Origin of the sequence: Achromobacter veterisilvae (genome assembly GCF_900496975.1) — a bacterium.
Lineage (GTDB): Bacteria > Pseudomonadota > Gammaproteobacteria > Burkholderiales > Burkholderiaceae_B > Achromobacter > Achromobacter veterisilvae.
Window position 1 is genome coordinate 57096 of the sequence record NZ_UFQC01000028.1, and the last position, 26698, is coordinate 83793.

The following is a 26698-nucleotide window of genomic DNA, read 5'->3' on the forward strand; positions in this document are numbered from 1 at the left end:
ACATGACGGCGCCTCTGTCCATCCGTACCGGTGCCTTCTGGCAAGGCTTTGCAGCGCTGTTGCTGGCTTTTGGCGTTGCCCAGTTGTCGCTGCAAGTGGACGTGGTCATGCTGGGCCAGCGCGCGCCTGGCAGCGTCGGTGCCTACGTGATGCTGACTCGACTGGTCATGATCGACCTCGTTGTCACGATGGCATATGGCGCCGTGGCGTCAGTCACTATCGCTCAGGCGGTTCGCGATGGTGATGCGTCATTGACCATCCGCTGGGCGATGGGATTGGCTGGCCTGATCGGGGCCCTCCTGCTGGGAGCGGGGTGGATCACCTATCCGCTGCTGGTGCCTTGGGTCGCCGGGGGCGATGAAACGCTGGTGACGATGCTTGAGCTTGCAATCCCTTGGTTTGTAGCGGGAGCGCCGTTTCGCATGATCAATTCTTGCGCCGCGTTCGCCTTCCATGCCACCCAACGGGGGGCCTGGGTCGTGCGCTGGAAGCTTTGCGAGGTGGTCCTCAAACTCATCATGAACGTAGTGTTCCTGGACTTCTTGGACGCGGGCTTCGCTGGTTGCTTAATGGCTTCACTGTTGGTCCATGCTGTTTCGACGTGTTGGGTGCTGTGGCAGCTTCGCAGGCAATCGGGGGGACTGCCCGTTCTTCCACCTTTGAGCTGGAGCCGAAAGCAAGCCGTCAAGAGCACCTGGGAAGCGCAGCGCATACTTGCACTGCAGCTGCTAGGCTTGCTGACGCTCAGCCTGTTCGCCTCGCCTACGATTTCAACGGTGACGACAGCGCGTCTGGATGCTTTTGCTGCCGGACTGGCGTTGGCGATGCTTGTCTTCTCGCCTCTGGCCGCGTTCTTGCGTTTTCTCGCTATCCGTTTTTCGGGACGGACTACCGCCGACATCGATGTACTGACTCGTGAATTGCTACGTTTTGGTGTCCCCGTAGCAGCCTTGGCAGGCCTGCTCCTGTCGTGGGGACAGAACTGGCTTGGGCAGGCCGTGTACGCACAGCAAGGACTGTGGTGGCACGTATTCGTCTGGTCGCTGGCATTCTCTTTGCCTGTACGTGTGGCCGGCACTGTCTTGCGTGCCGGCTTGCAAAGCAGAGGCGGATTCAATGAGGTGGCCAAGGCCGATACCCTGCTGGGATGGGGACTTGGACTGCCTATCACTGCGGTCGGCCTTGCGCTCGATCTACCGATACTGGCCTATGCCTTCCTCTGGTTGCCTGAAGTTGCATTGGTGGCATGGCTGGCTTTCCGATACAGGGCAACGTCCTGCGTGGACGAGGCGCCCGCAGTTGCAAACGAGAACCCATGATGCGAATGACCCTCCGAGTGGCCGTCTTGGGCCTACTTTTGTTGATCTCTCTCTACGCCGGTCAAGCGGCGGCCCACGCCTTCCTGGTCCAAACCACGCCGGAAGACAGCACCGAACTGCACGCGCCCCCTACCCAAGCCGTACTGCGTTTCAACGAGGCGGTAACGCCCGCGCGTATTGAGTTACTCAACGAGCAGGACGAGGTTCTGACTTCCAGCGGCAACTGGACGGTTGAGCATGACACGGTGCGCCTAAGCCTTCCCCAAACGTTGGCTGCCGGCGTGTATCGCGTCGCTTACCGCGTCACGTCCGCCGACGGGCATCCCGTGGTCGGGTTTATCCAGTTCGGAATCGGGGTCAAGCCAGGTGAGGAGCCAACGGTAGAAACGTCCGTTGGCGGCATGGAATGGATAGCGGTACTTGTACGTGTGATCCACTACTTCGCGGTACTTGCTGGCATGGGCGGGGCACTGTTCTGGGCGTTCGTGCTCTCTGGACATGCAAGGCACTCCGTGCAAGCCACCCGCGACAACTTGGTATGGGTGATATTGCTCGCCGCCTGGTCTGGCGTACTGTTGGTCGGGCTCAGCGGCGCAGCGCTCGATGGCGGTGGCACCGCGGCTTTGCTTAGTGCGCGCGCTTGGTCCATAGGCTCAACCAGTACAACCGCAGCCGCAGCGGTTGTGGTTCTATTGGCCTCGCTGCTTTCCCTGGCAGGGTTGTGGCAGCGGCGTACCAGCATCGGCATGCTGTTGCTCTCTAGCGGCGCGCTACTGGGGGCGCTCTCGTTCACGGTGACAGGCCACATCGGAACGGCACCACCTCGATCGGTCAGTATTCCTCTGGTGTTCCTGCACGGCCTGGCGGCGGCGTTCTGGGTTGGCTCGCTGTGGCCCCTGTCCGTCATGCTGCGACACGAGACTGGGCCACAGGCGCTGGAAACTGTCCAGCGATTCTCCCGCATCGCGGTAATTGCAGTCGCGACACTGGTTGCGACTGGAATAGGCATGAGCCTCCTGCAGTCAGTTTCCTCTGTCGAGGCGGTAACACAGACAGGCTACGGTGCGATCTGGGGCATCAAAATGTTGTTGGTGTCGTTGTTGATCGGCATTGCTGTGTGGAACCGCATCGCCGTAACCCCGATGCTTCGCACTGGCGAGCGCGTGGCGAGTTTGAGGCTGCGTCGTAACGTGTTCATTGAGATTGCACTGGTAATTGGCGTGCTGACTTTGACCTCGACCTTTGCGCTGGCACCACCACCGCGCACGCTACCGCAGTTCGCGCCAACGATCCCTATTTCCAGCCCCTCGACAGGCTATTCGACGGTCGTAACCTCGGGCGGCTGGAACGCGCTGATCGACGTAGTGCCGGCGCGCGTGGGCAGCAACCGGATACAGATCCTGCTGACGGATGCCGATGGGCATAACCGGACGACAGGGCTGATCTCCGAATGGGCTCAGGCCTCCAATGCCGACTCCTCAGACCCTATCGTCGTCGTCCATGATCCGCAGATGACCGGCGACATCATGCTGCCATCTTCAGGACGTTGGCGGGTGCGCTTGCGCTGGGCGGATTCTGATGACCGTGCGCATGTCCTGCGGTTGAGCGTTCAGATTCCGCCCGATACCACCGGCGCTCTGTGAGCGGCCGGTTAGAGCCTCTTTCAAGTTTTTCAACCACTCGATCCTTAAGGAGTCATCTCTCATGAAACGACTGATCAAACTGGCAACTGCGATTGCTCTGTGCGCATCGGGGGCGGCATTTGCCCACGGCTACAAGGCTGGCCCGATCGAAATTGATCATCCCTGGTCAAGAGCGACTGTACCCGCGGTTCCTACCGGGGTGGTGTATTTCGTGCTGCGCAATCCTAGTCAGGATGAAGACCGCCTCGTATCCGTTTCAACACCGGTAGCCGAGAAAGCTGAGCTTCACACACACATCCGCGACAGCGACGTGATGCGCATGCGTAAAGTTGACTCCATAGAGATCGCACCAGTATCGACGACTGCATTGGAACCAGGGGGGCTCCACGTGATGTTGATTGGATTGAAGCAGCCGTTGGTCAAGGGCAAGGCTTTCCCGCTCACATTGGTTTTCGAGGAAGCGGGTCCCGTAACCGTTCAAGTCGATGTGCAAGGAACGACAGACAAAGCACCAGCACATACCGGCAGTGGTCAAGACGGACATACCCATTAATTCGAAGTCTAACTGGTAGTTGCCAGGCCGAACATCGTTGTGGGCTACGACCCCGATCGTCTAGAACATTCCCTCAGAAAAGAAGGAGGTCTTAGGTTGGTGGTAGTCGCCTCTTCCAGTCAGTCGATAGCGGCTACTTCACCAAGCAAGGAAAGTGGAAGTGGAATTAAGGCACCTTCGCTATTTTGCCGTCCTGGCAGAGGAACTTCACTTCACGCACGCCGCTGAGCGCTTGCATATCGAACAACCACCTCTCTCGCGGGCCATCAAGGAGCTTGAGGAAGAGTTGGGCGTCCTGCTTTTCGATCGAAACCGCCGAGGAACAGTGCTGACGGCAGCGGGCGCTACGTTCTTGCAGGACGTTCGCAGGCTATTCGCCACCTTGGAGCAGGCACGGGAGAACGCCAAGGCCGTCGGTTCTGGCTTGCGGGGGAGCCTTCGTATCGCAGTATCCGATGGGGCAATCGATCCGCGGCTATCAGCGGTTCTCGCCCGCTGTCGCGCAGAGGAGCCCGAGATCGAGGTGCGCCTCTCTGAAGTTCCCCTGGCCGAACAAATTCGCGGCCTCCGTTCTGGTGACTTCACTGCGGGATTTGCACACACGGCCGATGTTGGAGAAGGCATTGTCGCCGAGCCGATCTGGCGAGACCCGTTGGTGCTCGCAGTGCCAGCGCTGCACGAGTTGCTCGCCCACAAGGAGGTCCCACTTCATGAACTAGGGAGCCATCCGATTATCCTGTGTGATCCGCACGTCTGCGAGGGCTATTGCCGTGAACTGGCACGGCTTCTTCGGCCACTGGAGGACGAGCCCAATGTTGTTGAGCACGTGTCCTCACTGGACATGATGCTCACTCTTGTCAGCGCAGGCTTCGGCGTAGGTTTCACAACGGAAGCCAGGATCGCCACCTGCCAACGGCCGAATGTGGTGATTCGCCCACTGGCGATGGATTCAGCGATGATTACAACCTATCTGCTTCGGCCCGACAGTGACAGTTTGCCGGCTCCGCTGGAGCGGTTTATCGTTCGACTACGCACTCATTTCGGTGGCTAACAAAGTTAGCCCACTGATAATCAGCTCAAGAATCTGGGCGGTGACCGATACTCCGCTCCGTTACGATCATTAGTTCAGCGGAACTTATCCTGAGGGCAGCGGCTACTTTCAGTATCAGAGCGAGCGTGGGCATATGCTCTCCACGCTCGATTTTTCCCATGTGCGAGCGCTCAATGCCGGCCAAAGAGGCAAGCTCTTCTTGAGCGATCCCTTGGTCCATACGAGCGGCACGCACCGCTTGACCGAAAGCCTGTGCCGGCTCAGTTTCATAGGTGGTTGTGCCAGGGGGGCGGCCCCGTTGAACGCTACGCTTCTGCATCACCAGAAGCGTCAAGCAATCAATGAAATTTAACCACGTTAAATTTAACTCTTTTGGCTATCATGTTGGCTCGCCTTTTTAACCCGATTGCTTATTGGGGGCTCTTATGCACGACGCCACCAGCCAGTTATCCCACTTCAGGCTCGCTATAGCGCCTGGCGTACCCTCATCGCATCTATCGGCACTGCTCGCGCTACAACGCGCGGAAGAGCCGGACGTTGCCATCGCGTTTTTTGAAGTCACAGTTGACGACCTGCATACGGGACTCTACGAAGGTCGCTACGACGCAGGTCTCTCGCTTCGTGAAGTAAGCGACCCGTCCCTGAAAAGCCAACCTCTGTGGGCCGAAGACATGGCCGTTGCGACGCCATTGCGCTCCCCCTTGCTCAGCAAGGAGAGGCTCACAATTGATGATCTGCAGTACCGCCCGCTGTTTCGCTGGCAAGCAGAGATCTGTCCCTTGTTGGATCGGCGGCTGTCTGCCCTTATGCGTGCAGGCGAGCAAAGCGCTCGGCACGTGACGTCTTTCGAGATGATGGCGCTATGGGTCGCAGCCGGTTATGGAATCGGGCTATCCGCTCGGTCGCGCATTGAGCATGCTCATGGATGGGGAATCGCCATGTGGCCGATCTGCGACGGCCCTTACAAGATCGTGACGCACCTGCAGCAGCCTCATGGACAAGTCAACCCTGTTACAGAGCGGTTCGAGCGTAGAGCACTGCAGATTGCCAAGGCTGGCGCAGCCTGACCCTAAGTCTGGCGACCGGGACAATCCCGTCCCGGTCGCCAGATCGCACTATCGGCGTTCAAGCCTCTTCAAGCACCATAGTGGTATCCACCAGCCGACGAACGCTCTGCCGCACATGTTCGAGGATGAGCCGTGGCGAGACAGTCTCGGGGGCATCTGTATGCTCCTGACTGCCTGCGATGACCCGGGCTACCATACCCAAGTTGGCCGGCGTCACCATATCGATGGCCGCGCGATCACCCAGATCCGGGTGCGGCTGGGTCAGCAAGCGGTACAGACTCCACGAATCCGCATGCGGGCATTGGCTCATGAGCACTTGGGCCAGCTTGTGCTTGAGCGGCACCAGTTGCCAGTCAGGGACCCGCTGCCCCCGATTGCCCAAACTGATGGACAGCAGCTTACCTGCCTTCAGTTCGCGGTTGATCTGGTCCTTGGACTTCCCAGCTAGCTTGGCGAATAGCGGTACCGGCAGACAGCTCGGCGACTCGTACATGGCCAGCATTTCCTCGCGCTCGCGCTGGATTGCGGATACTTCCGGTTCCGGCGCCCGCGTGGGCGGCGGAGGCACCTGCGACAGCCGCTGAAACCTAATATCGGCATCGTTCGGCGTCACGACGATGGGAGCCGCCATTACAGGCGGCACAGAGGCTTCAGGGGACACAGCGGCGGCGGTGGCAGGCTCTTCCTCATCTGCCATCGCCGGCACCCCCTCAATACGAATGGTGAGATGAGCGCTGGCCGCTTCCACCTGGCCCTGTTCAAGCAGGTCGAGGCGGTCGGCCCAGTCCTGCATCATCCTGCGGCGCGGTTCCACATACTTGGCGTGGTTGTAGGCCGAACTCACCTTGTTCGGGTCCGAATGCGAAAGCTGCGCATCCACCCAAATCTTGGGGTAGCCGATCTCGTTGAGCGCCGTCGAAATCGTTCCGCGGATGCCGTGGCCAGTCAGTTGGTCTTCGTAGCCCATCCGCTTCAAGGCGGCATTGAGGGTGTTCTCGCTGATGCGTTTCTTGAGTTCGCTGCGGTGCGCCAACAGGTGGCGCTGGGCTGGCCGCATCACCCCCAGAAGGTAGCGCACGATCTCGATAGCCTGGAGGGACAGCGGCACGATGTAGGGTGGCACGTCTTGAGGGCGCTTGCCGGCCTTGCGCATTTCGTCCTGAAGCTGCTTGACGATCTGCGGCGGGATGCTCCATAGGCCGCGATCCAGATCGAACTGATCCGGGGTCGCCAGCCGCAGCTCGCCAGTTCGCACCCCGGTGAGGAGGAGCAGCCGGATGCCGAGTTGAGTCTGCCAGCCACGCGGGTTGTAGAGCCGGAGCTTCTGAAGGAATTCGGGCAGCTCGGGCAGATGCAGGTACGGGTTGTGGGTCACCGGAGGCTTGGGCTCAGCCACCACATCCAGGTCAGAGGCCGGATTGGCCTCCAGCCCCTCTACGATCACGAGGGCATAGCGGAATAACTGGCTCAACCAAGTGCGGACCTTTTCTGCCGTGGTGAAGGCCTTGCGTTCCTCGATCCTTGCCAGGACACCCAGAAGCTGCGGCCGGCGAATGTCGTAGATCGACATTTTCCCGAGCGTGGGCAGCACGTCCTTGCCGAAAATCCGCAGGATCTGCGAGAGGGTGCTTTGGCGACCTTCCTTGAGTTCCTTGCGGCGATGCTCAACCCAGGCATCGAAGACGGTCTTGAAGGTGTAATCGGCCGCCAGCTTCACGGCATGGCGCTTCTGCTTGCGGTCGGTGTGGGGGTTGATGCCCTTGGCCAGGAGTGCGCGGGCTTCGTCGCGCAAGGTACGCGCTTCACGCAGGCCGATCTCGGGGTAGTTGCCCAAGGAGATGCGCTTTTGTTTGCCGAGCCAGTAGTAGCGCAGGTGCCACGATTTGCCGCCGGTAGGGGCGACCACCAGGCCGAGGCCATCGGTGTCGGGGAGGTTGTAGGTTTTGTCAGCGGCCTTGGCTTGCCGCACCGTCAGATCAGAGAGTGCCATCATCGAAGCTCCTAAGTCTTGGACTTAGGCCCGATGCTGCTGGTCATCCCGATCCAACCCCAGCAACAAACCGGAACCGGCAGCACTCGCATTCTTTGGCCTTGTTTTTGGCCTCAAAAACGCTGGCTGTCGGTGGATTCCAGTGGCTTTTGCTGGAATGAAAAAAGGAGCCGAAGCTCCTGTTTTCAAGGACTTACAGCCCCCAGTGGAAGTCTGTAGATCATAAATTGGAGCGGGAGACGAGTCTCGAACTCGCGACCTCAACCTTGGCAAGGTTGCGCTCTACCAACTGAGCTACTCCCGCATGGGTTCCGTGCTGCATTGCTGCGATTGCCCAGAACCGGTTTCTTATTCACTCCGATCAACTTGGTTATCGATCGGAAGGCGCGCATATTACATGATTTTTTCGAGCTTGTCATTTGGCCTGTGCGGCCCGGCCTTGTTCACTGCATGCAGTTTTCGAACAAACCCGGAAATTCAGGGCAAGCAACTTGGGAAAAAAGCTCAACCATGCTCAATAAAGTAATATGAGCGAAGACAGAAACTATAGCATACCTAGTTGTACCCATGTCAAATCCACCTGCCGAAGGCGCTGCGCTCCATTCCTTGTCCCCGGCCGTCCAGGACCTTACCCGGCTGAATACGCTGGGCCTGGTTTCGCGGGCCGACGCTTTCGTGACGCTGGCCGATCCGGCGCAGTTGCCGGCGGTATCGCGCCTGGCGAGGGACGGGTCTTCCTTGCTGGTGCTGGGCGGGGGCAGCAATCTGGTGCTGCCCGAGCGGGTGGCGGGGCTGGTGGCGCGGGTTGCGTTCAAGGGCGTGCGGCTGCTGGAGGCCCGGCCCGATGCCTGGCTGGTTGAGGCGGCGGGCGGCGAGACCTGGCATGGTTTCGTCGAAACCTGCGTCGGGCAGGGATGGGACGGGCTGGAGAACTTGGCGTTGATTCCCGGGACGGTCGGCGCGGCGCCGGTGCAGAACATCGGCGCCTATGGCGTCGAGCTGCAGGAACGCTTCCATAGCCTGACCGCATGGGACGTGCGCGAGGGCCGCTACGTCGAAATGAGCGCGGCGGACTGCCGGTTTTCCTATCGTGACAGCGTCTTCAAGCATGGCGAACCGGGGCGCTGGATCATCGTGAGCGTGCGGTTCGCCTTGCCGCGGCCCTGGCGGCCGGTGCTGGGCTATCCCGACCTGCAGCGCCATGCGCGGCTGGCGGCGGGCGCGCCCGCGGCGCGACAGGTCTTCGACGCCGTATGCGAGATCCGCCGAGCCAAACTGCCCGATCCGGCGGTGACGGGCAATGCGGGCAGCTTTTTCAAGAATCCCATCGTCTCGGCCGACACGCGCGATGCGCTGGCCGGCCGCTTTCCCGGCCTGGTGTCCTACGCGCAGGCGGACGGCAGCTGCAAGCTGGCCGCGGGCTGGCTGATCGACCAATGCGGCTGGAAGGGCCGGACGCTGGGCGCCGCGGGCGTTCATGACCGGCAGGCGCTGGTGCTGGTCAACCGCGGCGGCGCCGGCGCGGCCGACATCATGGCCTTGGCGCGCGCCATACAGGACGCGGTGTTCGAGCGCTACGGCGTGAGGCTCGAGCCGGAACCCGTGGTGGTTTGACCCGGCGACGCGCGCCGGGCGCCCAAAAAAAAGGACCCGGTTGGGTCCTTTTCTGTTTCCGGGGCGGCGTCAGAGGCCCAGGACGGATTGCATGTCGTACAGGCCGTTGTGCTTGCCTTCCAGGAAGCGAGCGGCGCGCAGCGCGCCTTCCGCGTAGGTGGCGCGGCTGGAAGAGCGGTGCGTGATCTCGACGCGTTCCCCGATGCCGCAGAAGGACACCGTGTGGTCGCCCACGATGTCGCCGCCGCGCAGGACGGAGAAGCCGATGGTGCCGGGCTTGCGCACGCCGGTGTCGCCGTGGCGGCTCCAGGTGGCGATGTCAGGCAGGGCGACGTCCCAGGCCGATGCGATGGTCTCGCCCATTTTCAGGGCGGTGCCGGAGGGCGCGTCCACCTTGTTGCGGTGGTGCGCTTCGAAGACTTCGACGTCGTAGCCGGCGTTCAGGATGCGCGCGGCCATGTCGAGCAGCTTGAGCGTGGCGTTGACGCCCACGCTCATGTTGGGCGCGAAGACGATGCCGATCTTCTGCGCGGCGACCTCGATCGCGGCGCGGCCGTTGTCGTCGAAGCCGGTGGTGCCGATGACGGCCTTCACGCCATGCTTCACGCAGGCCTGCAGATGTTCGAGCGTGCCTTCCGGGCGGGTGAAGTCGACCAGGCAGTCGGCCTGGGCGAGCGCGTCCAGGTCGTCCGTGATGGCCACGCCGGTCTGCTTGCCCAGCGGCGCGCCGGCGTCCTGGCCCAGCGCGGCCGAATCCTTGCGGTCCAGCGCGACCGCGAGCTGCAGGCCGGTGGCGTTCAGGACGGCGTCGATCAGCATCTGGCCCATACGGCCGCTGGCGCCGGCGATTGCGATACGCATGGCGGAATCCTTGGAATTAATTGAGCGGCTCGGGCGTGTTGCCCGGTTGGCCTGGGTACTGGTTCAGCGGGTTGACGGGGGCGGCGGAGTCGCGCCGGCTTTCGGCGTCTTCTTCCTTCTGGCGGGCTTCGTCCTCGTTCAGGCGTTTTTCCGTCTTTTCGTCGGAAACCGCATTGGGCGTGTTGATCTGGTAGGGCTGGAGGTCGGGCTGCTTGTCGCCTTCCCAGCGGACCAGACGGTCGTTTTCGAACCAGACGGTGAATTTGCGCTCCTGCGCGTCGCCGTAGCCGGGCTTGAAGTAGTAGGGGTAGTCCCAGCGGTTGGCGTGCAGCACGCTGGTCAGCGTGGGGCTGCCGAGCGCGAAGCGCACCTGCTCGCGGGTCATGCCCGGCTGCAGCAGGGCGACCTGTTCCTGGGTGATCCAGTTTCCTTGCTGGACGGGGGCCTTGTACGGGAAACCCCACTTGTCCCCCGTGCATCCGGCCAGGGCGACGGCCAGGGCGGCGACGGCCAAACCGGTCTTGAGCGAGCGGGAGGGAATTCGTGCAATCATGGACACTACGCGCCCCTATTATTTGGAAGCAGACAAAACCGTTATCATAAAGGTTTCATAAGGATAGTTCCGCGTGGCGGCATGAATTCGGTGAGCCGGCTTGCGGTGCACCCATCCTTGCCCATGCCAACGCGGACGGAGAGCGATTACACCATGAGCGACCAAAGCGAACTGAAGAACATGGGTTTGAAGGCGACGTTCCCGCGCCTGAAAATTCTTGATATTTTCCGGAAATCGGACCAGCGGCACCTCAGCGCCGAAGACGTGTACCGCGCCCTGATCGGCGAAAACGTCGAAATCGGCCTGGCCACCGTATACCGCGTCCTTACCCAGTTCGAACAGGCCGGCATCCTTGCCCGCAGCCAGTTCGACAGCGGCAAGGCGGTGTTCGAACTCAATGACGGGGACCACCACGATCACCTGATCTGCACGAATTGCGGCAAGGTGGTCGAGTTTTCGGACCCGGAGATCGAAAAGCGCCAGCAGAAGATCGCCAAGGATAATTCCTTCGCCCTGGAGAGCCACGCCATGGTGCTGTACGGCATCTGCGGCAGTTGCATGAAAGGACGCTGATCCCCGGGCGTTAGCCCCTCGGCCCGCGCCAGCGCTCGCAGCGGGCCTGTGAGATCCAAAGCCCCTTCTGATGGAAGGGGCTTTTTTTGTTGCGCGAGCGGTATCGGGTGCCGGACGCGCGTATCCCGCGGGCGCCGGGTGCCGCGCCCCCTGGGCCGGGCGCTATCTTTCGAAGCCTTGCAGCATTTCGCGCGCATGTTCGCGCGTGGTGGCGGTGAGCTTGATGCCGCCCAGCATCCGGGCGATTTCCTCGACGCGGGCCTGGGCATCCAGTTCTTCGATGCTGGAGCGCGTGGTGCCCCGCGATTCGGCCTTGCTGACCAGGAACTGGTTGTTGGCGCAGGCCGCGACCTGGGGCAGGTGGGTCACGCACAGCACCTGGTGGCGTTCGCCGAGTTCGCGCAGCAGCTTGCCCACGACCTCGGCCACCGCGCCGCCCACGCCGCTGTCGACTTCGTCGAAGATCAGGGTGGGCACGCGCGCGGCGCGGCTGGCGATGACGGACAGCGCCAGCGAGATCCGCGACAGTTCGCCGCCCGAGGCCACCTTGGCCAGCGGGCGCGGCGTCGTGCCGGCATGGCCGGCCACCAGGAATTCCACCTGTTCGTTGCCATGGGCGGACGGCGCCGAGGCGCCGAGCACGGGCTCGAACTTGCCGCCCTGCATGGCCAGCGTCTGCATCGCCTGGGTGACCAGCTTGCCCAGGTCCTTGGCGGTCTTGCGGCGCGCCGCCGTGAGTTTCGCGGCGGCCGCGTCGTATTGCGCCTGCGCGGCCAGCGCCTGGGCGCGCAGCGCCTCGACGTCGCCCGCGGCCTGCAGCGCGGAGAGCTGGGCGTGCAGCGTTTCGCGCAGTTCGCACAGGGCGTCGGGGTCGACGCGGAACTTCCGGGCGGTCTCGAACACCAGGCTCAGCCGGATTTCCACGGTGTCCAGCCGCTGCGGGTCGAGCTCGACGCGGCTGACGTAGTTGTTCAGGTCGGACACGGCCTCGGTGATCGCGATGCGCGCGGATTCCAGCTCTTCGTACACGCCCCGCAGTTCGGGATCGCGGCGCAGCATGTGCTGGATTTGATTGTCGGCCTGGGCGAGGCGGTGGTGCGCGGAGTCGCCTTCCCCGTCCAGCGCCTCCAGGATCCGCGTGGCGCCTTCCAGCAGGGATTGCGCGTGCGACAGGCGCGTGTGCTCGGACTGCAGCGATTCCCATTCGTCGGGGCCCAGGGCCAGTTGGTCCAGTTCGTCGACCTGCCATTGCAGGCGGTCGCGTTCGGTGGCCAGGCTTTCGGCGTCCTTTTCGGCGGATTCGAGCTGGCGCGCCAGCGCGCGCCACTGCTTCCAGGCCTGGCCGACCGCGTGCCGCAGTTCGCCGTGGCCGCCATGGGCGTCCAGGAGGTCGCGCTGCGCGTCGGGGCGCATCAGGCTTTGGTGCGCGTGCTGGCCGTGGATGTCGACCAGGCTGTCGCCCAGCTCGCGCAATTGCGCGACGGTAGCGGGCGTGCCGTTGATGTAGGCGCGGCTGCGGCCCTGCGCGTCGATGACGCGGCGCAGGGACAGCTCGGCGTCGGCGTCGATCTCGCGTTCTTCCAGCCAGGCGTGCAGCGCCTTGGGCGTGTCGAAGACGGCGGTGATGTCGGCGCGCGCCGCGCCTTCGCGCAGCATGCTGGCATCGCCCCGTTCGCCGAGCGCCAGCGCCAGCGCGTCCACCAGGATGGATTTGCCCGCGCCGGTCTCGCCGGAGAAGACGGTGAAGCCGGGACCGAAATGGATCTCGGTCTGCTCGACGATGACGAAGTCGCGGATATGCAGGGTGCGCAGCATGTCGGGGCGCTTACTACTCTACGTTGTCGGTGGCCTGGGGCATCAGATTCCAATGCAGCTTGCGGCGCAGGGTGGAGAAGAAACTGTAGCCTTCGGGGTGCACGAAGCGGATGGCATAGGGCGCGCGCTGCACGACGATGCGGTCTCCCGGCTGCAGGTCGGACCAGGTCTGCATGTCGAAATGCACGCTGGCGCCGACTTCCACGCGGCCCATGGCCGTCAGCGTCATGTTGAGCACGCCCGTGTCGGGGATCACGATGGGGCGGTTGGACAGCGTCTGCGGCGCCACGGGCACCAGCACCATGGCGTTCATGCCCGGGTGCAGGATGGGGCCGTTGGCCGACAGCGCGTAGGCGGTGGAGCCGGTAGGGGTGGCGATGATGAGGCCGTCGGCGCGCTGCGTGTACATGAAGGCGCCGTCCAGTTCGACCCGCACTTCGATCATGCCGCCGCGCCCCGCGCGGTTCAGGACCACGTCGTTCAGGGCGGTGGCGGAATACATCTTCTGGTCGCCGCGCCACACGCTGCCTTCGAGCAGCGTGCGTTCTTCGATCTGGAAGCTGCCTTCGAGCACGCGCGCCAGCGCGCCATGCGCGTCCTGCAGCGCGATGTCGGTGATGAAGCCCAGGCGCCCGTGGTTGATGCCGATCAGCGGCACGCCATAGGGCGCCAGGTGGCGGCCCGCGCCCAGCACGGTGCCGTCGCCGCCCATCACGACGGCCAGCGACGCGGTCTTGCCGATTTCCTCCAGCGTGGCGACGGGGTATTCGGTCAGCCCGGTATTGCGCGCCGTGTCCGCATCGATGAGCACGTGCCGGCCCGCCTGCGCCAGCGCGTGGGCAAGTGCTCTCAGCGGTGTATCCAGGCCGGTGTCCTGGTATCTGCCGATCAGGGCGACGGTAGGAAAGTGCATGGCTGCTTGCGAATCCAAAAAAGGCGGGCCCGAGGCCGAAACCCGCCCGGAACGGGCCGTTTAGCCGATTATATGGGGCCGCATATCGGCTTGCGGGACAAAAATCGCCTCAATCGGAAAAGTTTCCCTAAAATACCTGTTATGGATGACCGTGCACGCGCACTACTGAAAGCGTTGATCGAACGCTATATCGCCGATGGGCAGCCAGTCGGCTCGCGGACGCTATCGAAAGTCTTCGACTTGTCCCCGGCCACGATCCGCAATGTGATGGCGGACCTGGAAGAACTGGGCCTGATACACAGTCCGCACACCTCCGCCGGCCGCGTTCCCACGCCGCGGGGCTACCGCATGTTCGTCGATTCCCTGCTGGCGGTGCAGTCCTACCAGCTTGAGCCCCACAACATGGGCGAGATGCTGGCGGCGGCCGAGCCCACCCGGGCCGTCAACGCCGCGGCGGCGCTGCTGTCCAACCTGACCCAGTTCGCCGGGGTGGTGCTGACGCCCAAGCGCGCGCAGGTGTTCCGCCAGATCGAATTCATCCGCCTGTCCGACAAGCGGGTGCTGCTCATCATCGTCACGCCCGACGGCGACGTCCAGAACCGCATTCTTTTCGTCCAGCGCGACTACGCCGAGACGGAATTGCTGGAAGCCGGCAATTTCTTCAACATGCACTTCGCCGGCAAGTCCTTCAACGTCGTGCGGCAAACCCTGTCCACCGAACTGGCCCAGTTGCGGGAAGATATTTCCCGCCTGATGCAGGCGGCCGTCGAGGCCAGCGCGGAAGCGGCCGAGGACGGCGACGCCATGGTGATTTCCGGAGAGCGCAAGCTTCTGGACGTGACCGACATCGCGTCCGACATGGACCGCCTGCGCAAGATGTTCTCGCTGTTCGAGAAAAAGACCGATTTGCTGCAACTGCTGGACGTCTCCAGCCGCGCGCAGGGCGTGCAGATCTACATCGGCGGCGATTCGCAGCTAGTCCCGATGGAGGAAGTCTCCGTCATCACCGCGCCCTACGGCGTGGACGGCAAGGTGGTGGGCACGCTGGGCGTGATCGGTCCGACGCGCATGGCGTACGAACGCGTGATCCCCATCGTGGACATCACGGCGCGCCTGCTGTCCAACGCCCTCAGCCACAACCAGTAGGTCCATTCAAAGCGACATCCTCCTGTTGGAGGAAGGGGAGTTTTTGTGTTTCTTCGCCTGTTCAAGTACTTGTGGCCTGAACGGTACCTGCCCGAGCCCGAGCAGGACGACCCCTTCGACGAAGATCCGCCGCCGCGCGGGTCCGGCAAGACCGGCGTGCTGCTGGTGAACCTGGGCACGCCGGACACGCCGGGCAAGCAGGACATACGCAAGTACCTGGGCGAATTCCTGTCCGATCCCCGGGTGATCGAAATCCCCCGCTACCTGTGGAAGCCGATCCTGCACGGACTGGTCCTGACGATGCGGCCCAGGAAACTGGAGCCGCGCTACGCCGGCGTCTGGATGAAGGAAGGCTCGCCGCTGATGGTGTACAGCCAGCGCCAGGCCGACGGCGTGCGCGCCGCGCTGCGGGAGGCCGGCATCGACGCCGTGGTCGAACTGGGCATGCGCTACGGCAATCCGTCGATCCCCGACGCCATCGCGAGCCTGCGCCGGCAAGGCTGTCAACGCATCCTGACGGTGCCGCTCTATCCCCAGTACGCCGCCAGCACCACCGCCACGGTGGTGGACGCGGTGACCCGCCACGCGGCCCGCCTGCGCGACCAGCCCGAACTGCGCTTCATCAAGCGCTTCCATGAAGAGCCCGCCTACCTGGACGCGCTGGCGGGCCGCATCGAGCGCTACTGGCAGGAGCACGGCAAGCCGCAGAAACTGGTCATGAGCTTCCATGGCCTGCCGCGGTATTCGATCGAACTGGGCGATCCGTACTACCGCGATTGCATGGATACGGCGCGGCTTTTGTCGCAGCGCCTGTCGTTGCCGCGCGAGCAGATCGAAGTGACCTTCCAGAGCCGTTTCGGCACCGCCCGCTGGCTGGAGCCCTATACCGAGCCCACCTTGAAGGTGCTGGCGGCGGCAGGCACGACGGAGGTCGATGTGGTGTGCCCGGGTTTTGTGGCAGACTGTCTGGAAACCCTGGAAGAGATCAGCCTGGAATGCCGCGACGCCTTCATCGGGGCGGGCGGCCGGCAGTTCCGCTACATTCCGGCGATCAACGACGATCCGGCCTGGATCGCAGGGCTGGCCGGCCTGGTGGAACGGCACTTGCAGGGATGGCCCACGCACATCACGGACTTGAAGGAGAAGGCGCATGCACCATGATCCCAAGACTGGCAAGGTAGTAAAAAAGGGGACGGTAAGCACTCCCGTGCATGAGGATCAGGTCGAGCACGAACTCGACGAGGCGCTTGCCGAGACCTTTCCGGCCAGCGATCCCATCGCGATTAACCCTGAACCGGAAGACGACGACGAGCGCATGGACCGCGCCTTGAAGGAAAGCTTTCCGGCCAGCGATCCGGCCGCCCCCGCGCAACCCAAGAAGAAGTAGGCGGCCGGGCCGGCGGGCGCACCCCCTGGGGGCCTCCAGGGAATATTTCGCTTTCCCGGGCTTGAAATAGGGGTATTGGCCCCCATTCATGTCTGCGAAAGCCATTCTTTTTGGAGGATTCCCCATGACGGCACCGAACGAGCCTGTAGATCAGACGCCCGAGACCGGCGGCAACGCCGGCGCGGCCCCCGCCGCCGAGGACGCCGCGCAGGCCGAGCTGAACGAGTTGCGCGCCCAGCTTGACGCTGCCCAGGCGACCGTCAACGAACAGCATGATCAACTGTTGCGGGCCCATGCCGAAGCCGACAACGTGCGCCGCCGCGCCCAGGAAGACGTGTCCAAGGCCCGCAAATTCGGCATCGAGTCGTTCGCCGAAAGCCTGGTGCCCGTGAAGGACAGCCTGGAGGCGGCACTGGCGCAGCCCGACCAGACCGTGGAAACGCTGCGCGAAGGCGTGGAAGTGACCCTGAAGCAGCTCACCGCCGCCTTCGAGCGCAACCTGCTCAAGGAAATCGCGCCGGCCCAGGGCGACAAGTTCGATCCCCACCTGCACCAGGCCATTTCGTCCGTCCCGGCCGAACAGCCTGCCAATACCGTGCTGCAACTGCTGCAGAAGGGCTATGCCATCGCCGACCGCACGCTGCGTCCGGCGCTGGTGGTGGTGTCCGCCGGCCAGAGCTGAATCCGGCCCTCCGCGCCATGAGCGACCCCCGTTTCGATCCCTCGCAGGTATTCCAGGCGTTCGGCATGCGCCGCGTCGATTCCCAGGGTTTCGACGCGGCCGTGGTCCAGGCGCCCGGGGCCGACCTGCGCTGCGTGTTCCTGTGGGGGCAGGATTGCTATAACTGCAATCTCTTCAAACAGGCGGCCCTGATGCACCGCGAGGCGCTGCTGGAACTGGGTCTGACCTGGTTCGAGGCGGACGTCTACGCCGACGAGCCCCTCGGACGGCGCTTCTCGCTTCATGGCGTCCCCACTTTTGTACTGTACCGGTCCGGAAAGCGGCTGGGCCGCATCACGGGCTGGCCCGGGCTGCCCCAGTTCACGGCCGCGGTCCGGCACCAGCAGGAAATTGCCGAAAATTCCGGCCAGGCGTCTTGAAAAACCCTGCCCACAGCCCCAGTTATGGGGGGACAGGAAATTTCTCTCCAATTTCATAGATTTATTCAAGGTAACCCACCATGAGCAAAATTATCGGCATTGACCTGGGCACGACCAACAGCTGCGTGGCTGTCATGGACGGTGGGCAGGTCAAGATCATCGAAAACGCGGAAGGCGCGCGCACCACCCCCTCCATCGTCGCCTACATGGACGACGGCGAGACCCTGGTCGGCGCGCCCGCCAAGCGCCAGGCCGTGACCAACCCGCGCAACACGCTGTACGCGGTGAAGCGCCTGATCGGCCGCAAGTTCGAAGAAAAGGCGGTGCAGAAGGACATCAACCTGATGCCCTACGCCATCGTCAAGGCCGACAACGGCGACGCCTGGGTGGAAGTGCGCGGCAAGAAGATGGCGCCTCCCCAAGTGTCGGCCGACGTGCTGCGCAAGATGAAGAAGACCGCCGAGGACTACCTGGGCGAAGAAGTGACCGAGGCCGTCATCACCGTGCCCGCCTACTTCAACGACAGCCAGCGCCAGGCCACCAAGGACGCCGGCCGCATCGCGGGCCTGGAAGTCAAGCGCATCATCAACGAACCCACCGCCGCGGCGCTGGCGTTCGGCCTGGACAAGACCGAGAAGGGCGACCGCAAGATCGCCGTCTATGACCTGGGCGGCGGCACGTTCGACGTGTCCATCATCGAAATCGCCGACGTGGACGGCGAAAAGCAGTTCGAAGTGCTGTCGACCAACGGCGACACCTTCCTGGGCGGCGAAGACTTCGACCAGCGCATCATCGACTACATCATTGCCGAGTTCAAGAAGGAACAGGGCGTCGACCTGTCCAAGGACGTGCTGGCCCTGCAGCGCCTGAAGGAAGCGGCCGAAAAGGCCAAGATCGAGCTGTCCTCGGCCCAGCAGACCGAAATCAACCTGCCGTACATCACGGCGGACGCCTCGGGTCCGAAGCACTTGAACCTGAAGATCACGCGCGCCAAGCTGGAAGCGCTGGTCGAAGAACTGATCGAACGCACGATCGAGCCCTGCCGCGTGGCCATCAAGGACGCCGGCGTGAAGGTTTCCGACATCGACGACGTGATCCTGGTCGGCGGCATGACCCGCATGCCCAAGGTCCAGGAGAAGGTGAAGGAATTCTTCGGCAAGGATCCGCGCAAGGACGTGAACCCCGATGAAGCCGTCGCCGCTGGCGCCGCCATTCAAGGTTCCGTGCTGTCGGGCGACCGCAAGGACGTGCTGCTGCTGGACGTGACGCCTCTGTCGCTGGGTATCGAAACCCTGGGCGGCGTGATGACCAAGATGATCCAGAAGAACACGACCATCCCGACCCGATTCTCGCAGACCTTCTCGACCGCCGACGACAACCAGCCGGCCGTGACGATCAAGGTGTTCCAGGGCGAGCGCGAAATCGCCGCGGGCAACAAGGCCCTGGGCGAGTTCAACCTCGAAGGGATCCCGCCGTCGCCGCGTGGCATGCCGCAGATCGAAGTCACGTTCGACATCGACGCCAACGGCATCCTCCACGTGTCCGCCAAGGACAAGGGCACCGGCAAGGAAAACAAGATCACCATCAAGGCCAACTCGGGTCTGTCGGAAGACGAGATCCAGCGCATGGTCAAGGATGCCGAGGCCAACGCCGAGGAAGATCACCGCGTCGCCGAACTGGCCCAGTCGCGCAACCAGGCCGACGCGCTGGTGCACGCCACCCGCAAGTCGCTGACCGAATATGGCGACAAGCTCGAGGCTTCCGAAAAGGAAAGCATCGAAGCCGCCATCAAGGACCTGGAAGACACGCTGAAGGAAGGCGACAAGGCCGCGATCGACGCCAAGGTGGAAGCCCTGTCCACGGCATCGCAGAAGCTGGGCGAAAAGATGTACGCCGACATGCAGGCGCAGCAAGCCGCCGGCCAGCAGCAAGCGGCCGACAACGCGAAGCCGGTGGACGACAACGTCGTCGACGCCGACTTCAAGGAAGTCAAGCGCGACCAATAATGGCCGGACGCTGACCTGCCTTTGCCGCCCGGTAGCCGGAGAAATCCGCCTACCGGGCGTACTCATTCTGTAGCACTGAAAAGAAGGCTCGTTTTCGAGCCCACGGATCATGGCAAAACGCGACTATTACGAAATCCTGGGCGTTGCAAAGAACGCCTCGGACGACGATCTCAAGAAGGCCTATCGAAAGCTGGCCATGAAGTACCATCCGGACCGCAATCCGGACAGCAAAGAAGCCGAAGAGAAGTTCAAGGAAGCCAAGGAGGCCTACGAGGTCCTGGGCGATGAGCAAAAACGCGCCGCGTATGACCGCTACGGCCATGCGGGCGTGGATCCCAACGCCGCCGGCATGGGCGGCGGCATGGGCGGCGGTTTCGCCGACGCCTTCGGCGATATCTTCGGCGAAATCTTCGGCGGCGGTGGCGGCGGGCGCCGTGGCGGCGGCCCGCAGGTCTACCGCGGCGCCGACCTGAAATACGCGCTGGAAATCACGCTCGAGCAGGCCGCGGCGGGTTTCGACACCGAGATCCGCGTGCCTAGCTGGGAACACTGCGACACCTGCCACGGCTCGGGCGCCAAGCCCGGCACCTCGCCCAAGACCTGCCGCACCTGCGGCGGATCCGGCGCCGTGCGTATGCAGCAGGGCTTTTTCAGCGTGCAGCAGACCTGCCCGACCTGCCATGGCAACGGCAAGGAAATCACCGACCCGTGCCAGGCCTGCGACGGCGTGGGCCGCATCCGCCGCAACAAGACCTTGCAGGTCAAGATTCCGGCCGGCATCGACGACGGCATGCGCATCCGCTCCAGCGGCAACGGCGAGCCGGGCATCAACGGCGGTCCTCCGGGCGACCTGTATGTGGAAATCCACATCAAGCAGCACAAGATATTCCAGCGCGACGGCGACGACCTGCACTGCGAATTGACCATCCCGTTCACCACCGCGGCCCTGGGCGGCGAGCTCCAGGTGCCGACGCTGGGCGGCAAGGCCGAGATCTCGATCCCCGAAGGCACGCAGTCGGGCAAGACCTTCCGCCTGCGCGGCAAGGGCATCCGCGGCGTGCGCGGCAGCTATCCGGGCGACCTCTACTGCCACGTCGTGGTGGAAACGCCGGTGCGCCTGAGCGACGACCAGAAGAGCATCCTGCGCCAGTTCGAGGCTTCGCTGAACGACGGCGGCGACCGCCATTCGCCGCAAAGCAAGTCCTGGACGGACCGGGTGAAGGAATTCTTCAGCTAAACCGCCGAGAGAGGGAACGAAGAAAACCGCGACAGCCGTCGCGGTTTTTTTTTCGGCAAACAAAAACCGCGGCTTTCGCCGCGGTCGTACTGCTGCTTCCACTTCTACTGCTACTTCAAGTACTGCTACTGCTACTGCTACTTCAAGCGCCGCTGTCGCCGGAAAAAACCGGCCTCAAGCCATGATGCCGCCCGAGGCCGGCCGGGCCACAGCAAGCAGCTCACCGGGCGATCGGCGGGTATTCCAGTTCGCCGAACGTGTATTGGCCGCTGGCCTTGGCTTGCGACAGTTCGGCCTGGACGTCGGCGCGCGATTTGCCGCCGGCCGAAACCGCCGAAACGGGCGGGTATTCGAGTTCGCCGAACGTGTACTGGCCGCTGAACTTGGCCTGTTGCAACTGGGCTTGCACGTCGTGCGAGCTCAGGCTGGCCGCGTGGGGCTGGGCGGGCGGATAGTCCAGTTCGCCGAAGGTGTACTGGCCGCTGGCCTTGGCCTGTTGCAGTTCGGTCGCCACTTGGGCGCTGCTCTTGGCTTGTTCGATGCCGGCCGCCTGGGCGCCGACGCCCGCCAGGGCCAGGGAAAGCAGAAGGGTGGTGGCTAGGGTTTTCATGGTAGACCTCCAATTCGTCTTGAGTGGGGACCGAATCCGGCGGCCCTCCGTCGTGGTTCGTTGTTTGTTCCCGATGACTGAATTGTGATCTCTATCCCACCTGGGATAAACCCGTATTTCTTGAAAACATCTTTCCAAATAGCCGAGTAATTGGGTATTTATTATCTATTTCTGCTATGGGTGGCATTATTGCGCGATTTTCCGCGTGCCACGGAGGGGGATACGCAGGGGGGAAGTGCCAAAAAAAGCCCCGCCATGGCGGGGCTTGCGGACAATGGCGGGGAGGATCAGGGCGCGGTCTTTTTCTTGAAATCGCCGGCAACCGCCGTGCTGAAGCCATCCGGGCGCAGGTACTTGCGCAGCGCGGCGTTGACCGCCTCGGGCGTCAGCGCGGAGATCTTCTTGTCCATCTCGGCGGACCAGGCGAACGTGCGGCCGCGCTGGATATAGTCCAGCCAGGTGCTGGCCAGGACGTCGTCCTGGGCGCGGGCCAGGTTGCGGTAGTTCAAGAGGGCAGTGATGCCGTCCGAGATTTCCTTGTCCGTGAAACCGTCCTTCAGCACGCGGGCCAGTTCCTCGCCGACCGCCTTTTCGAGGCGTTCGCGGTTCTGCGGCGCATAGATCGCGTACATGGTCCAGTTGGCCGCGGGCTCGAACGAGGACACGGACAGCGAGCTGCGCACGTTGTAGGACAGGCCCTCGGTCTCGCGCACGCGGTTCCACAGGCGCGAGGTTTCCGACGCGCCGAACAGGTAGTTGCCCAGGTACAGCGCCGCGTAGTCGGGGTCCGTGTCCTGCAGTTTCAGCGGCATGCGCGACATATAGAAGGCGTTGGCCTTGTCGGGCGTATCGATGTCGAATTGCCTGGCGGGGATGTCGCGGTACGGGTTGGGCACGCGGGTGTAGGCGGGCGCCTTCTTCCAGCCGGCCAGGCCGGTCTTGAGCGCTTTTTCCACCGCCGCGGGCTCGAAGTCGCCGACTGCCGAATACTCGATGTTGCCCGCGCCGTAGAACTTGGCGTGGAACTTGGCCAGGGCGTCGCGGTTGAGCCCGCGCGCGCTGGCGAGCGCTTCCTCGAAGGTCGGCACGTAGCGCAAGTCATCGGCGGGCCACGGATTGTCCTGGCGGGCCAGGGCGCGTCCGGCCAGGGCCGAAGGCTCGGTCATGGCGTTCTGGATCGACGTTTCCATCTGGCGCTGGTATTCCTCCAGTTGTTCCTTCGGGAAGTTGGCGTTGCGCACGATATCCAGCGCCAGTTCGGTGAGCGCGGGCAGGTTCTCGCCCTTGGTCGACATGGCGATCTTCAGCGTGGTGCCGCCGCCGCTGAAGCCCAGTTCGGCCTGCAGCGCGTCCAGGCGGTCCTGGATGTCCTGGCGCGACAGCTTGGCCGTGCCGCGCGACAACTGGTCGGCTACGGCGCTGGCGTTCACGCGCTGGCCGCGCAGGTCTTTCTCGTTGCCGAACTGGATCAGCATCTGTGCCTGCACGCGGTTGCCGCGCGTGGCCTTGGGCAGCAGCGCCAACTGGACGGGACCGTTGGGCAGGTCCAGCTTCTTGCGCTGCGTCAGCTTGTCGATATTTTCAGGAGAGGGGTCGAAGGCGGAAGCGGCCTTGAAGTCGGAGTCGCCCTTGTAGTCCTTGAAGACGGCCGTCAGGTCCACGCGCTGCGCCAGCGGGGCGCGCACGGGTTTTTCCGTGGGGATGTAGCGGCCCTCGATGCGGTTGCTCTGCACCAGATAGGCCGTCGCGGCGCGCTGCACTTCGGCCAGCGTGGCCTGGCGGGCGCGGTCGCGCTGCAGGAAGAACAGGCGCCAGTCACCGGCGGCGATGGCCTCGGACAGCGCCACGCCGACTTGTTCGGGATCGCTGTAGGTCTGTTCCCACGAGGTCAGCCACTTGCTGCGCGCGCGGTCCAGTTCCTGCTGGGTGAACGGCTTCTTGCCCAGGGATTCGAGCGTGCCGGTCAGCGCCGTCATCGCGGCGTCCAGGCTCTTGCCGGGGGGCAGTTGCGCGGCGAACATCGCCAGGCCGGGGTCCAGGTTCTCCATGGTGAAGCCGAACACGCCCGAGGCCAGCTTGGTCGGGACCAGGGCATGGTACAGGCGGCCGGAGGGCGTGTCGGCCAGGATGGTGGCGGCCAGGTCCAGCGGCACGAAATCGGGGCTGCCGGCCGCGGGAATGTGGTACATCGCGGCCACCAGCGGCGTGCCGCCCGCGCGGCGCAGCGTCACGGCGCGTTCGCCGTCCTGCGCGGGCTCGACGGTGTATTCGGGCGGAAGCTTGCGGTCGGGCCTGGGCAGCTTGCCCAGCGTTTCCTCGATATCGGCCAGCGTCGCCTGCGGGTCGAATTTGCCGGCCACGATCAGCACCGCGTTGTCGGGCTGGTAGTACTCGTGATAGAAGGCGCGCAGTTGGGCGATGTCGACGTTTTCCACGTCGGAGCGGGCGCCGATGGTGTTCTTGCCGTAGCTGTGCCACTGGAACGCCGCGGACTGCATCTTCTGCATCAGGATGCGGAAGGGGCTGTTTTCGCCGCTTTCCATTTCATTGCGGACCACGGTCATTTCCGAATCCAGGTCTTCCTTGGCGATCAGGGAATTGACCATGGCGTCGGCCTGCCAGCCGAGGTACCACTTGAGGGTGTCGGGGTTGGCGGCGAAGCTGGCGAAATAGTTGGTGCGGTCGCTGGAGGTCGAGCCGTTGGCCTGCAGGCCGCGGCGCGAGAATTCGCCCATGGCGTTGCGGGTGGTGGACGTGCCCTTAAACAGCATGTGTTCCAGCAGGTGCGCCATGCCCGTCTGGCCGTAGTTTTCGTTGCGCGAGCCCACCAGGTAGGTCATGTTGACGGTGGTGGAGGGCTTGGATTCGTCGGGAACCAGCAGCACCCGCAGGCCGTTGGCCAGACGGTATTCGGTGATGCCTTCGATCGAGGCGGCCTCCGAGACGCCGGCCGGCAGGCTGGCGGCTCCGGCCTGGAAGGCCAGGAAGGAGGAAAACAGCAGCGCGCCCAGCGGGCGCGGCAGCTTCGATAGGGACAGGCGCATGGCGGACAATTCCTTTGGCATGGCAGAATCCGTTGGAGTGTATACGTAGGCAATGGTTCAGGGGCCGCCGGGCGATCGTGTCCCGGACGCGTCCTCTGGCCGCAAGGCAAGGAAGCCCGGCATGTCTTTATCCATCGAGGTCGAAACGCCGCGCCTGGTGCTGCGCCAATGGCGGGGGGCCGACCGCCAGCCGTTCGCGGCGCTGAACGCGGACCCCCTCGTCACCGAATACCTGCTGCCCCTGACCGGGCCCGAGAGCGACGCGCTGGCCGACCGGCTGGCCGCGGGCATCGACGAGCACGGCTGGGGGTTCTGGGCGGTGGAGGCGCCGGGCGTCGCGCCCTTCATCGGCTTCGTGGGCATCAAATCCTTGCCGCCCGCGCTGCCGTTCGCGCCGGGCGTGGAGATCGGCTGGCGCCTGGCGCGGCCGCACTGGGGCAAGGGCTATGCCAGCGAGGCGGCCCGGGCCGCGCTGAAAGTGGGGTTCGAGCAAGTGGGGCTGGACGAGATCGTGGCCTTCACCGCGACGGGAAACCTGCGGTCCCGGGCGGTGATGGAGCGCCTGGGCATGGCGGCGGACCCGGATCCCTTCGACCATCCCGCCGTGCCGGAGGGCAGCCCGCTGCGCCTGCACGTGCTCTACCGCATCGGCCGGCAGGACTGGCGCGGGCTGGAAAACGGTGACGCAGCCCCGGGCGGAACGCCGGTTGCAGCCGCGTAGAAGGGCCGATTTGAGGTCTTCCGGCTTGCGGGTGTAAGCTTTTCAGCACGTAGTAGCAGTCCGCCGACGGGATGCGCGATAGCCGCCTACAGGCTTCCCGTCCAACGCCAGGCACCGCCTCTTGCAAGAGCGGCGCTGGCGCTTGTCGTTCGCGCCTTCGCTGCCGGCATCCTGCCGGCGCATCTTTCGGAGGAACGACCCATGCTGACCGAGATCGTCACGCGTGCGCTGTCCCAACTGACCGGAGCCCCCCTGAGCGGCGATGGAATCAAAGGGCAGTTTCAGTACGCCTATGCCAGCGATGACGGCCAATTCGTGGCCATACTGACCCACGACATGACCACCTATGTGGTGGACTTGAGCGCACAACGGTATTTTGCGGAATGCGGCGGTTCGCCCAGGGGGTTCGCCGGGCATGTGCTCGAGATGGAGGGCGTCGCGGCGCGCAGCCATCCCTGGCCCGCCGCGAACGACCTCTTCGACCTGGACATGGATGCCGACGAACTGTCGTGGCGCCAGTGCCCCGGCCTGCGCCAGGCGCCTCCCGCCGACCGATCTGTGGAGAGCCGCGCCGCCTGAGAGTGGCCAGAAGCGGCAGAATCTCACTGAACCGGCGGGCATCGCCGGTTTTTTTTGGGGTGTCTGACACCCGGGAGAGACTGGCGTCAATTTGTCTTCTGGTGTCTGACACCCGGGAGAGATTGGCGTCAACTTGCGCGGACATTTCATGGGGTGTCAGACACCTGGGCACAGGCTGCCGCTACAACCTGGGCAGGCTGTCGCTACAATTTACGCCATGACTACGCACGCTGAAACCCGCGCCCCGGACGGCGCCATCCTGGTCGAATGCACGCACGAGCGCCATGCGGACCAGATACTGGCCATTTTCAATGACGCGATCGCCACCTCGACCGCGCTGTACGACTACAAGCCGCGGCCGCGCGAGGCGATGGCGGGCTGGTTCCAGGCCAAGCGGCAGGGCGGTTTTCCGGTGGTGGGATTCGAAAACGAGGCGGGCGAGCTGATGGCGTTCGCCAGCTACGGCACGTTCCGCGCATGGCCGGCCTACAAGTATTCGGTCGAGCATTCCGTCTACGTGGACGGGCGCTTTCGCGGACGGGGGCTGGGCGAGGCGCTGATGCGCGAACTGATCGCGCGGGCGCGGGCCAATCAGGTGCACGTGCTGGTCGGCGGCATCGACGCGGCCAACCAGGGTAGCATCCGCCTGCACGAGAAACTGGGCTTCACGCATGCGGGCACGATCCGCGAGGCGGGCTTCAAGTTCGGGCGCTGGCTGGACCTGGCGTTCTACCAGTTGACGCTGGATACGCCGGAGCGGCCGGTGGATGGTTGAGGGCCGATGCGATGGGTTGCGCGCGCTTGAGATGGGAGTGCTTGCTCAAGAACTCTCGCGCTGCACCCATCCTTGTATGGTTCTGTAGCCCCCACCGAAATGTGTTCAGTGGGAGCTGGGGATCGGGACACACCCATCCA

Annotated in this window: 25 protein-coding genes and 1 tRNA gene; 17 read left to right on the forward strand and 9 right to left on the reverse strand. The window is 63.8% G+C overall.

Annotation, left to right across the window (positions count from 1 at the left end):
• Positions 1–2 precede the first annotated feature (2 nt).
• From mbnM to AVE30378_RS22760, 4 genes are all read left to right on the forward strand, one after another.
• Positions 3–1319, forward strand: a complete 1317-nt coding sequence (mbnM, locus tag AVE30378_RS22745) for a polysaccharide biosynthesis protein (protein WP_129243632.1) — start codon at positions 3–5, stop codon at positions 1317–1319.
• Positions 1316–2962: a copper resistance CopC/CopD family protein gene (locus AVE30378_RS22750; protein ID WP_165360275.1), complete on the forward strand. Its 1647-nt coding sequence runs from the start codon at positions 1316–1318 to the stop codon at positions 2960–2962. Before mbnM ends, AVE30378_RS22750 begins: the two co-directional genes overlap by 4 nt.
• A 61-nt stretch (positions 2963–3023) precedes the next feature.
• Entirely contained in the window at positions 3024–3515 is a 492-nt protein-coding gene (locus AVE30378_RS22755) for a copper chaperone PCu(A)C (RefSeq protein WP_129243637.1), read from the forward strand.
• A gap of 160 nt (positions 3516–3675) precedes the next feature.
• On the forward strand, positions 3676–4566 hold the full coding sequence (locus AVE30378_RS22760; RefSeq protein ID WP_129243640.1) for a LysR family transcriptional regulator: 891 nt from the start codon (positions 3676–3678) through the stop codon (positions 4564–4566).
• A gap of 25 nt (positions 4567–4591) precedes the next feature.
• On the opposite strand, the gene AVE30378_RS22765 is transcribed toward AVE30378_RS22760, so the two are convergent.
• Positions 4592–4885 (reverse strand): helix-turn-helix domain-containing protein, encoded by a 294-nt coding sequence (locus tag AVE30378_RS22765; protein WP_129243643.1) that lies wholly within the window; start codon positions 4883–4885, stop codon positions 4592–4594.
• A 106-nt stretch (positions 4886–4991) separates the two neighbouring features.
• Between AVE30378_RS22765 and AVE30378_RS22770 the strand changes: the two genes are divergently transcribed.
• On the forward strand, positions 4992–5633 hold the full coding sequence (locus tag AVE30378_RS22770) for a LysR family substrate-binding domain-containing protein (protein WP_129243646.1): 642 nt from the start codon (positions 4992–4994) through the stop codon (positions 5631–5633).
• 58 nt (positions 5634–5691) lie between these two features.
• Here the strand turns inward: AVE30378_RS22770 and AVE30378_RS22775 are convergent, their stop codons facing one another.
• A complete protein-coding gene (locus tag AVE30378_RS22775) occupies positions 5692–7623 on the reverse strand; it encodes a tyrosine-type recombinase/integrase (RefSeq protein ID WP_208742429.1) in 1932 nt (643 codons plus the stop codon).
• A 228-nt stretch (positions 7624–7851) separates the two neighbouring features.
• Positions 7852–7927, reverse strand: a tRNA-Gly gene (locus tag AVE30378_RS22780).
• A 263-nt stretch (positions 7928–8190) separates the two neighbouring features.
• Between AVE30378_RS22780 and murB the strand changes: the two genes are divergently transcribed.
• The gene (gene murB / locus AVE30378_RS22785) at positions 8191–9237 is read left to right on the forward strand and encodes a UDP-N-acetylmuramate dehydrogenase (protein ID WP_129243652.1); all 1047 of its coding nucleotides are present in this window, start codon (positions 8191–8193) and stop codon (positions 9235–9237) included.
• A gap of 69 nt (positions 9238–9306) precedes the next feature.
• Here the strand turns inward: murB and dapB are convergent, their stop codons facing one another.
• The gene (gene dapB, locus AVE30378_RS22790) at positions 9307–10098 is read right to left on the reverse strand and encodes a 4-hydroxy-tetrahydrodipicolinate reductase (protein WP_129243655.1); all 792 of its coding nucleotides are present in this window, start codon (positions 10096–10098) and stop codon (positions 9307–9309) included.
• A 16-nt stretch (positions 10099–10114) separates the two neighbouring features.
• Complete coding sequence (locus tag AVE30378_RS22795) at positions 10115–10651, reverse strand: outer membrane protein assembly factor BamE (RefSeq protein ID WP_129243658.1); 537 nt, start codon at positions 10649–10651, stop codon at positions 10115–10117.
• Positions 10652–10804: 153 nt separating this feature from the next.
• Between AVE30378_RS22795 and fur the strand changes: the two genes are divergently transcribed.
• On the forward strand, positions 10805–11224 hold the full coding sequence (gene fur / locus AVE30378_RS22800; RefSeq protein WP_043543731.1) for a ferric iron uptake transcriptional regulator: 420 nt from the start codon (positions 10805–10807) through the stop codon (positions 11222–11224).
• 162 nt (positions 11225–11386) lie between these two features.
• Here the strand turns inward: fur and recN are convergent, their stop codons facing one another.
• On the reverse strand, positions 11387–13039 hold the full coding sequence (recN, locus tag AVE30378_RS22805) for a DNA repair protein RecN (RefSeq protein WP_129243661.1): 1653 nt from the start codon (positions 13037–13039) through the stop codon (positions 11387–11389).
• Positions 13040–13052: 13 nt separating this feature from the next.
• Positions 13053–13952: an NAD kinase gene (locus tag AVE30378_RS22810; RefSeq protein ID WP_129243664.1), complete on the reverse strand. Its 900-nt coding sequence runs from the start codon at positions 13950–13952 to the stop codon at positions 13053–13055.
• 141 nt (positions 13953–14093) lie between these two features.
• Here AVE30378_RS22810 and hrcA point away from each other — a divergent pair, with 141 nt between their 5' ends.
• The 7 genes from hrcA (at position 14094) to dnaJ (ending at position 20829) form a co-directional block, all read left to right on the forward strand.
• Entirely contained in the window at positions 14094–15098 is a 1005-nt protein-coding gene (gene hrcA, locus AVE30378_RS22815) for a heat-inducible transcriptional repressor HrcA (protein ID WP_129243667.1), read from the forward strand.
• A gap of 45 nt (positions 15099–15143) precedes the next feature.
• Positions 15144–16259, forward strand: a complete 1116-nt coding sequence (gene hemH, locus AVE30378_RS22820) for a ferrochelatase (protein ID WP_129243668.1) — start codon at positions 15144–15146, stop codon at positions 16257–16259.
• Positions 16249–16485 (forward strand): hypothetical protein, encoded by a 237-nt coding sequence (locus tag AVE30378_RS22825; protein ID WP_129243671.1) that lies wholly within the window; start codon positions 16249–16251, stop codon positions 16483–16485. Before hemH ends, AVE30378_RS22825 begins: the two co-directional genes overlap by 11 nt.
• Positions 16486–16609: 124 nt before the next feature.
• On the forward strand, positions 16610–17167 hold the full coding sequence (gene grpE / locus AVE30378_RS22830) for a nucleotide exchange factor GrpE (RefSeq protein WP_129243675.1): 558 nt from the start codon (positions 16610–16612) through the stop codon (positions 17165–17167).
• 17 nt (positions 17168–17184) lie between these two features.
• Positions 17185–17586, forward strand: a complete 402-nt coding sequence (locus AVE30378_RS22835) for a thioredoxin family protein (RefSeq protein WP_129243678.1) — start codon at positions 17185–17187, stop codon at positions 17584–17586.
• Between the two features lie 80 nt (positions 17587–17666).
• Positions 17667–19592 carry a molecular chaperone DnaK gene (gene dnaK, locus AVE30378_RS22840; protein WP_056321286.1) on the forward strand — a complete coding sequence of 642 codons (1926 nt, stop codon included), beginning with the start codon at positions 17667–17669 and terminating at the stop codon, positions 19590–19592.
• A gap of 109 nt (positions 19593–19701) precedes the next feature.
• Positions 19702–20829, forward strand: a complete 1128-nt coding sequence (gene dnaJ / locus AVE30378_RS22845; RefSeq protein WP_129243681.1) for a molecular chaperone DnaJ — start codon at positions 19702–19704, stop codon at positions 20827–20829.
• A 220-nt stretch (positions 20830–21049) separates the two neighbouring features.
• Here dnaJ and AVE30378_RS22850 read toward each other — a convergent pair whose 3' ends face one another.
• Positions 21050–21439, reverse strand: coding sequence for a DUF4148 domain-containing protein (locus AVE30378_RS22850; protein ID WP_129243684.1), 390 nt, complete (start codon positions 21437–21439; stop codon positions 21050–21052).
• A gap of 287 nt (positions 21440–21726) precedes the next feature.
• Entirely contained in the window at positions 21727–24483 is a 2757-nt protein-coding gene (locus tag AVE30378_RS22855; RefSeq protein ID WP_129243705.1) for a M16 family metallopeptidase, read from the reverse strand.
• Positions 24484–24604: 121 nt separating this feature from the next.
• Here AVE30378_RS22855 and AVE30378_RS22860 point away from each other — a divergent pair, with 121 nt between their 5' ends.
• The 3 genes from AVE30378_RS22860 (at position 24605) to AVE30378_RS22870 (ending at position 26558) form a co-directional block, all read left to right on the forward strand.
• Positions 24605–25204, forward strand: coding sequence for a GNAT family N-acetyltransferase (locus tag AVE30378_RS22860; RefSeq protein ID WP_129243687.1), 600 nt, complete (start codon positions 24605–24607; stop codon positions 25202–25204).
• A 201-nt stretch (positions 25205–25405) separates the two neighbouring features.
• Entirely contained in the window at positions 25406–25783 is a 378-nt protein-coding gene (locus tag AVE30378_RS22865; protein ID WP_129243690.1) for a hypothetical protein, read from the forward strand.
• A 217-nt stretch (positions 25784–26000) separates the two neighbouring features.
• Positions 26001–26558, forward strand: coding sequence for a GNAT family N-acetyltransferase (locus tag AVE30378_RS22870; RefSeq protein WP_129243693.1), 558 nt, complete (start codon positions 26001–26003; stop codon positions 26556–26558).
• The last annotated feature ends 140 nt before the right edge of the window (positions 26559–26698 follow it).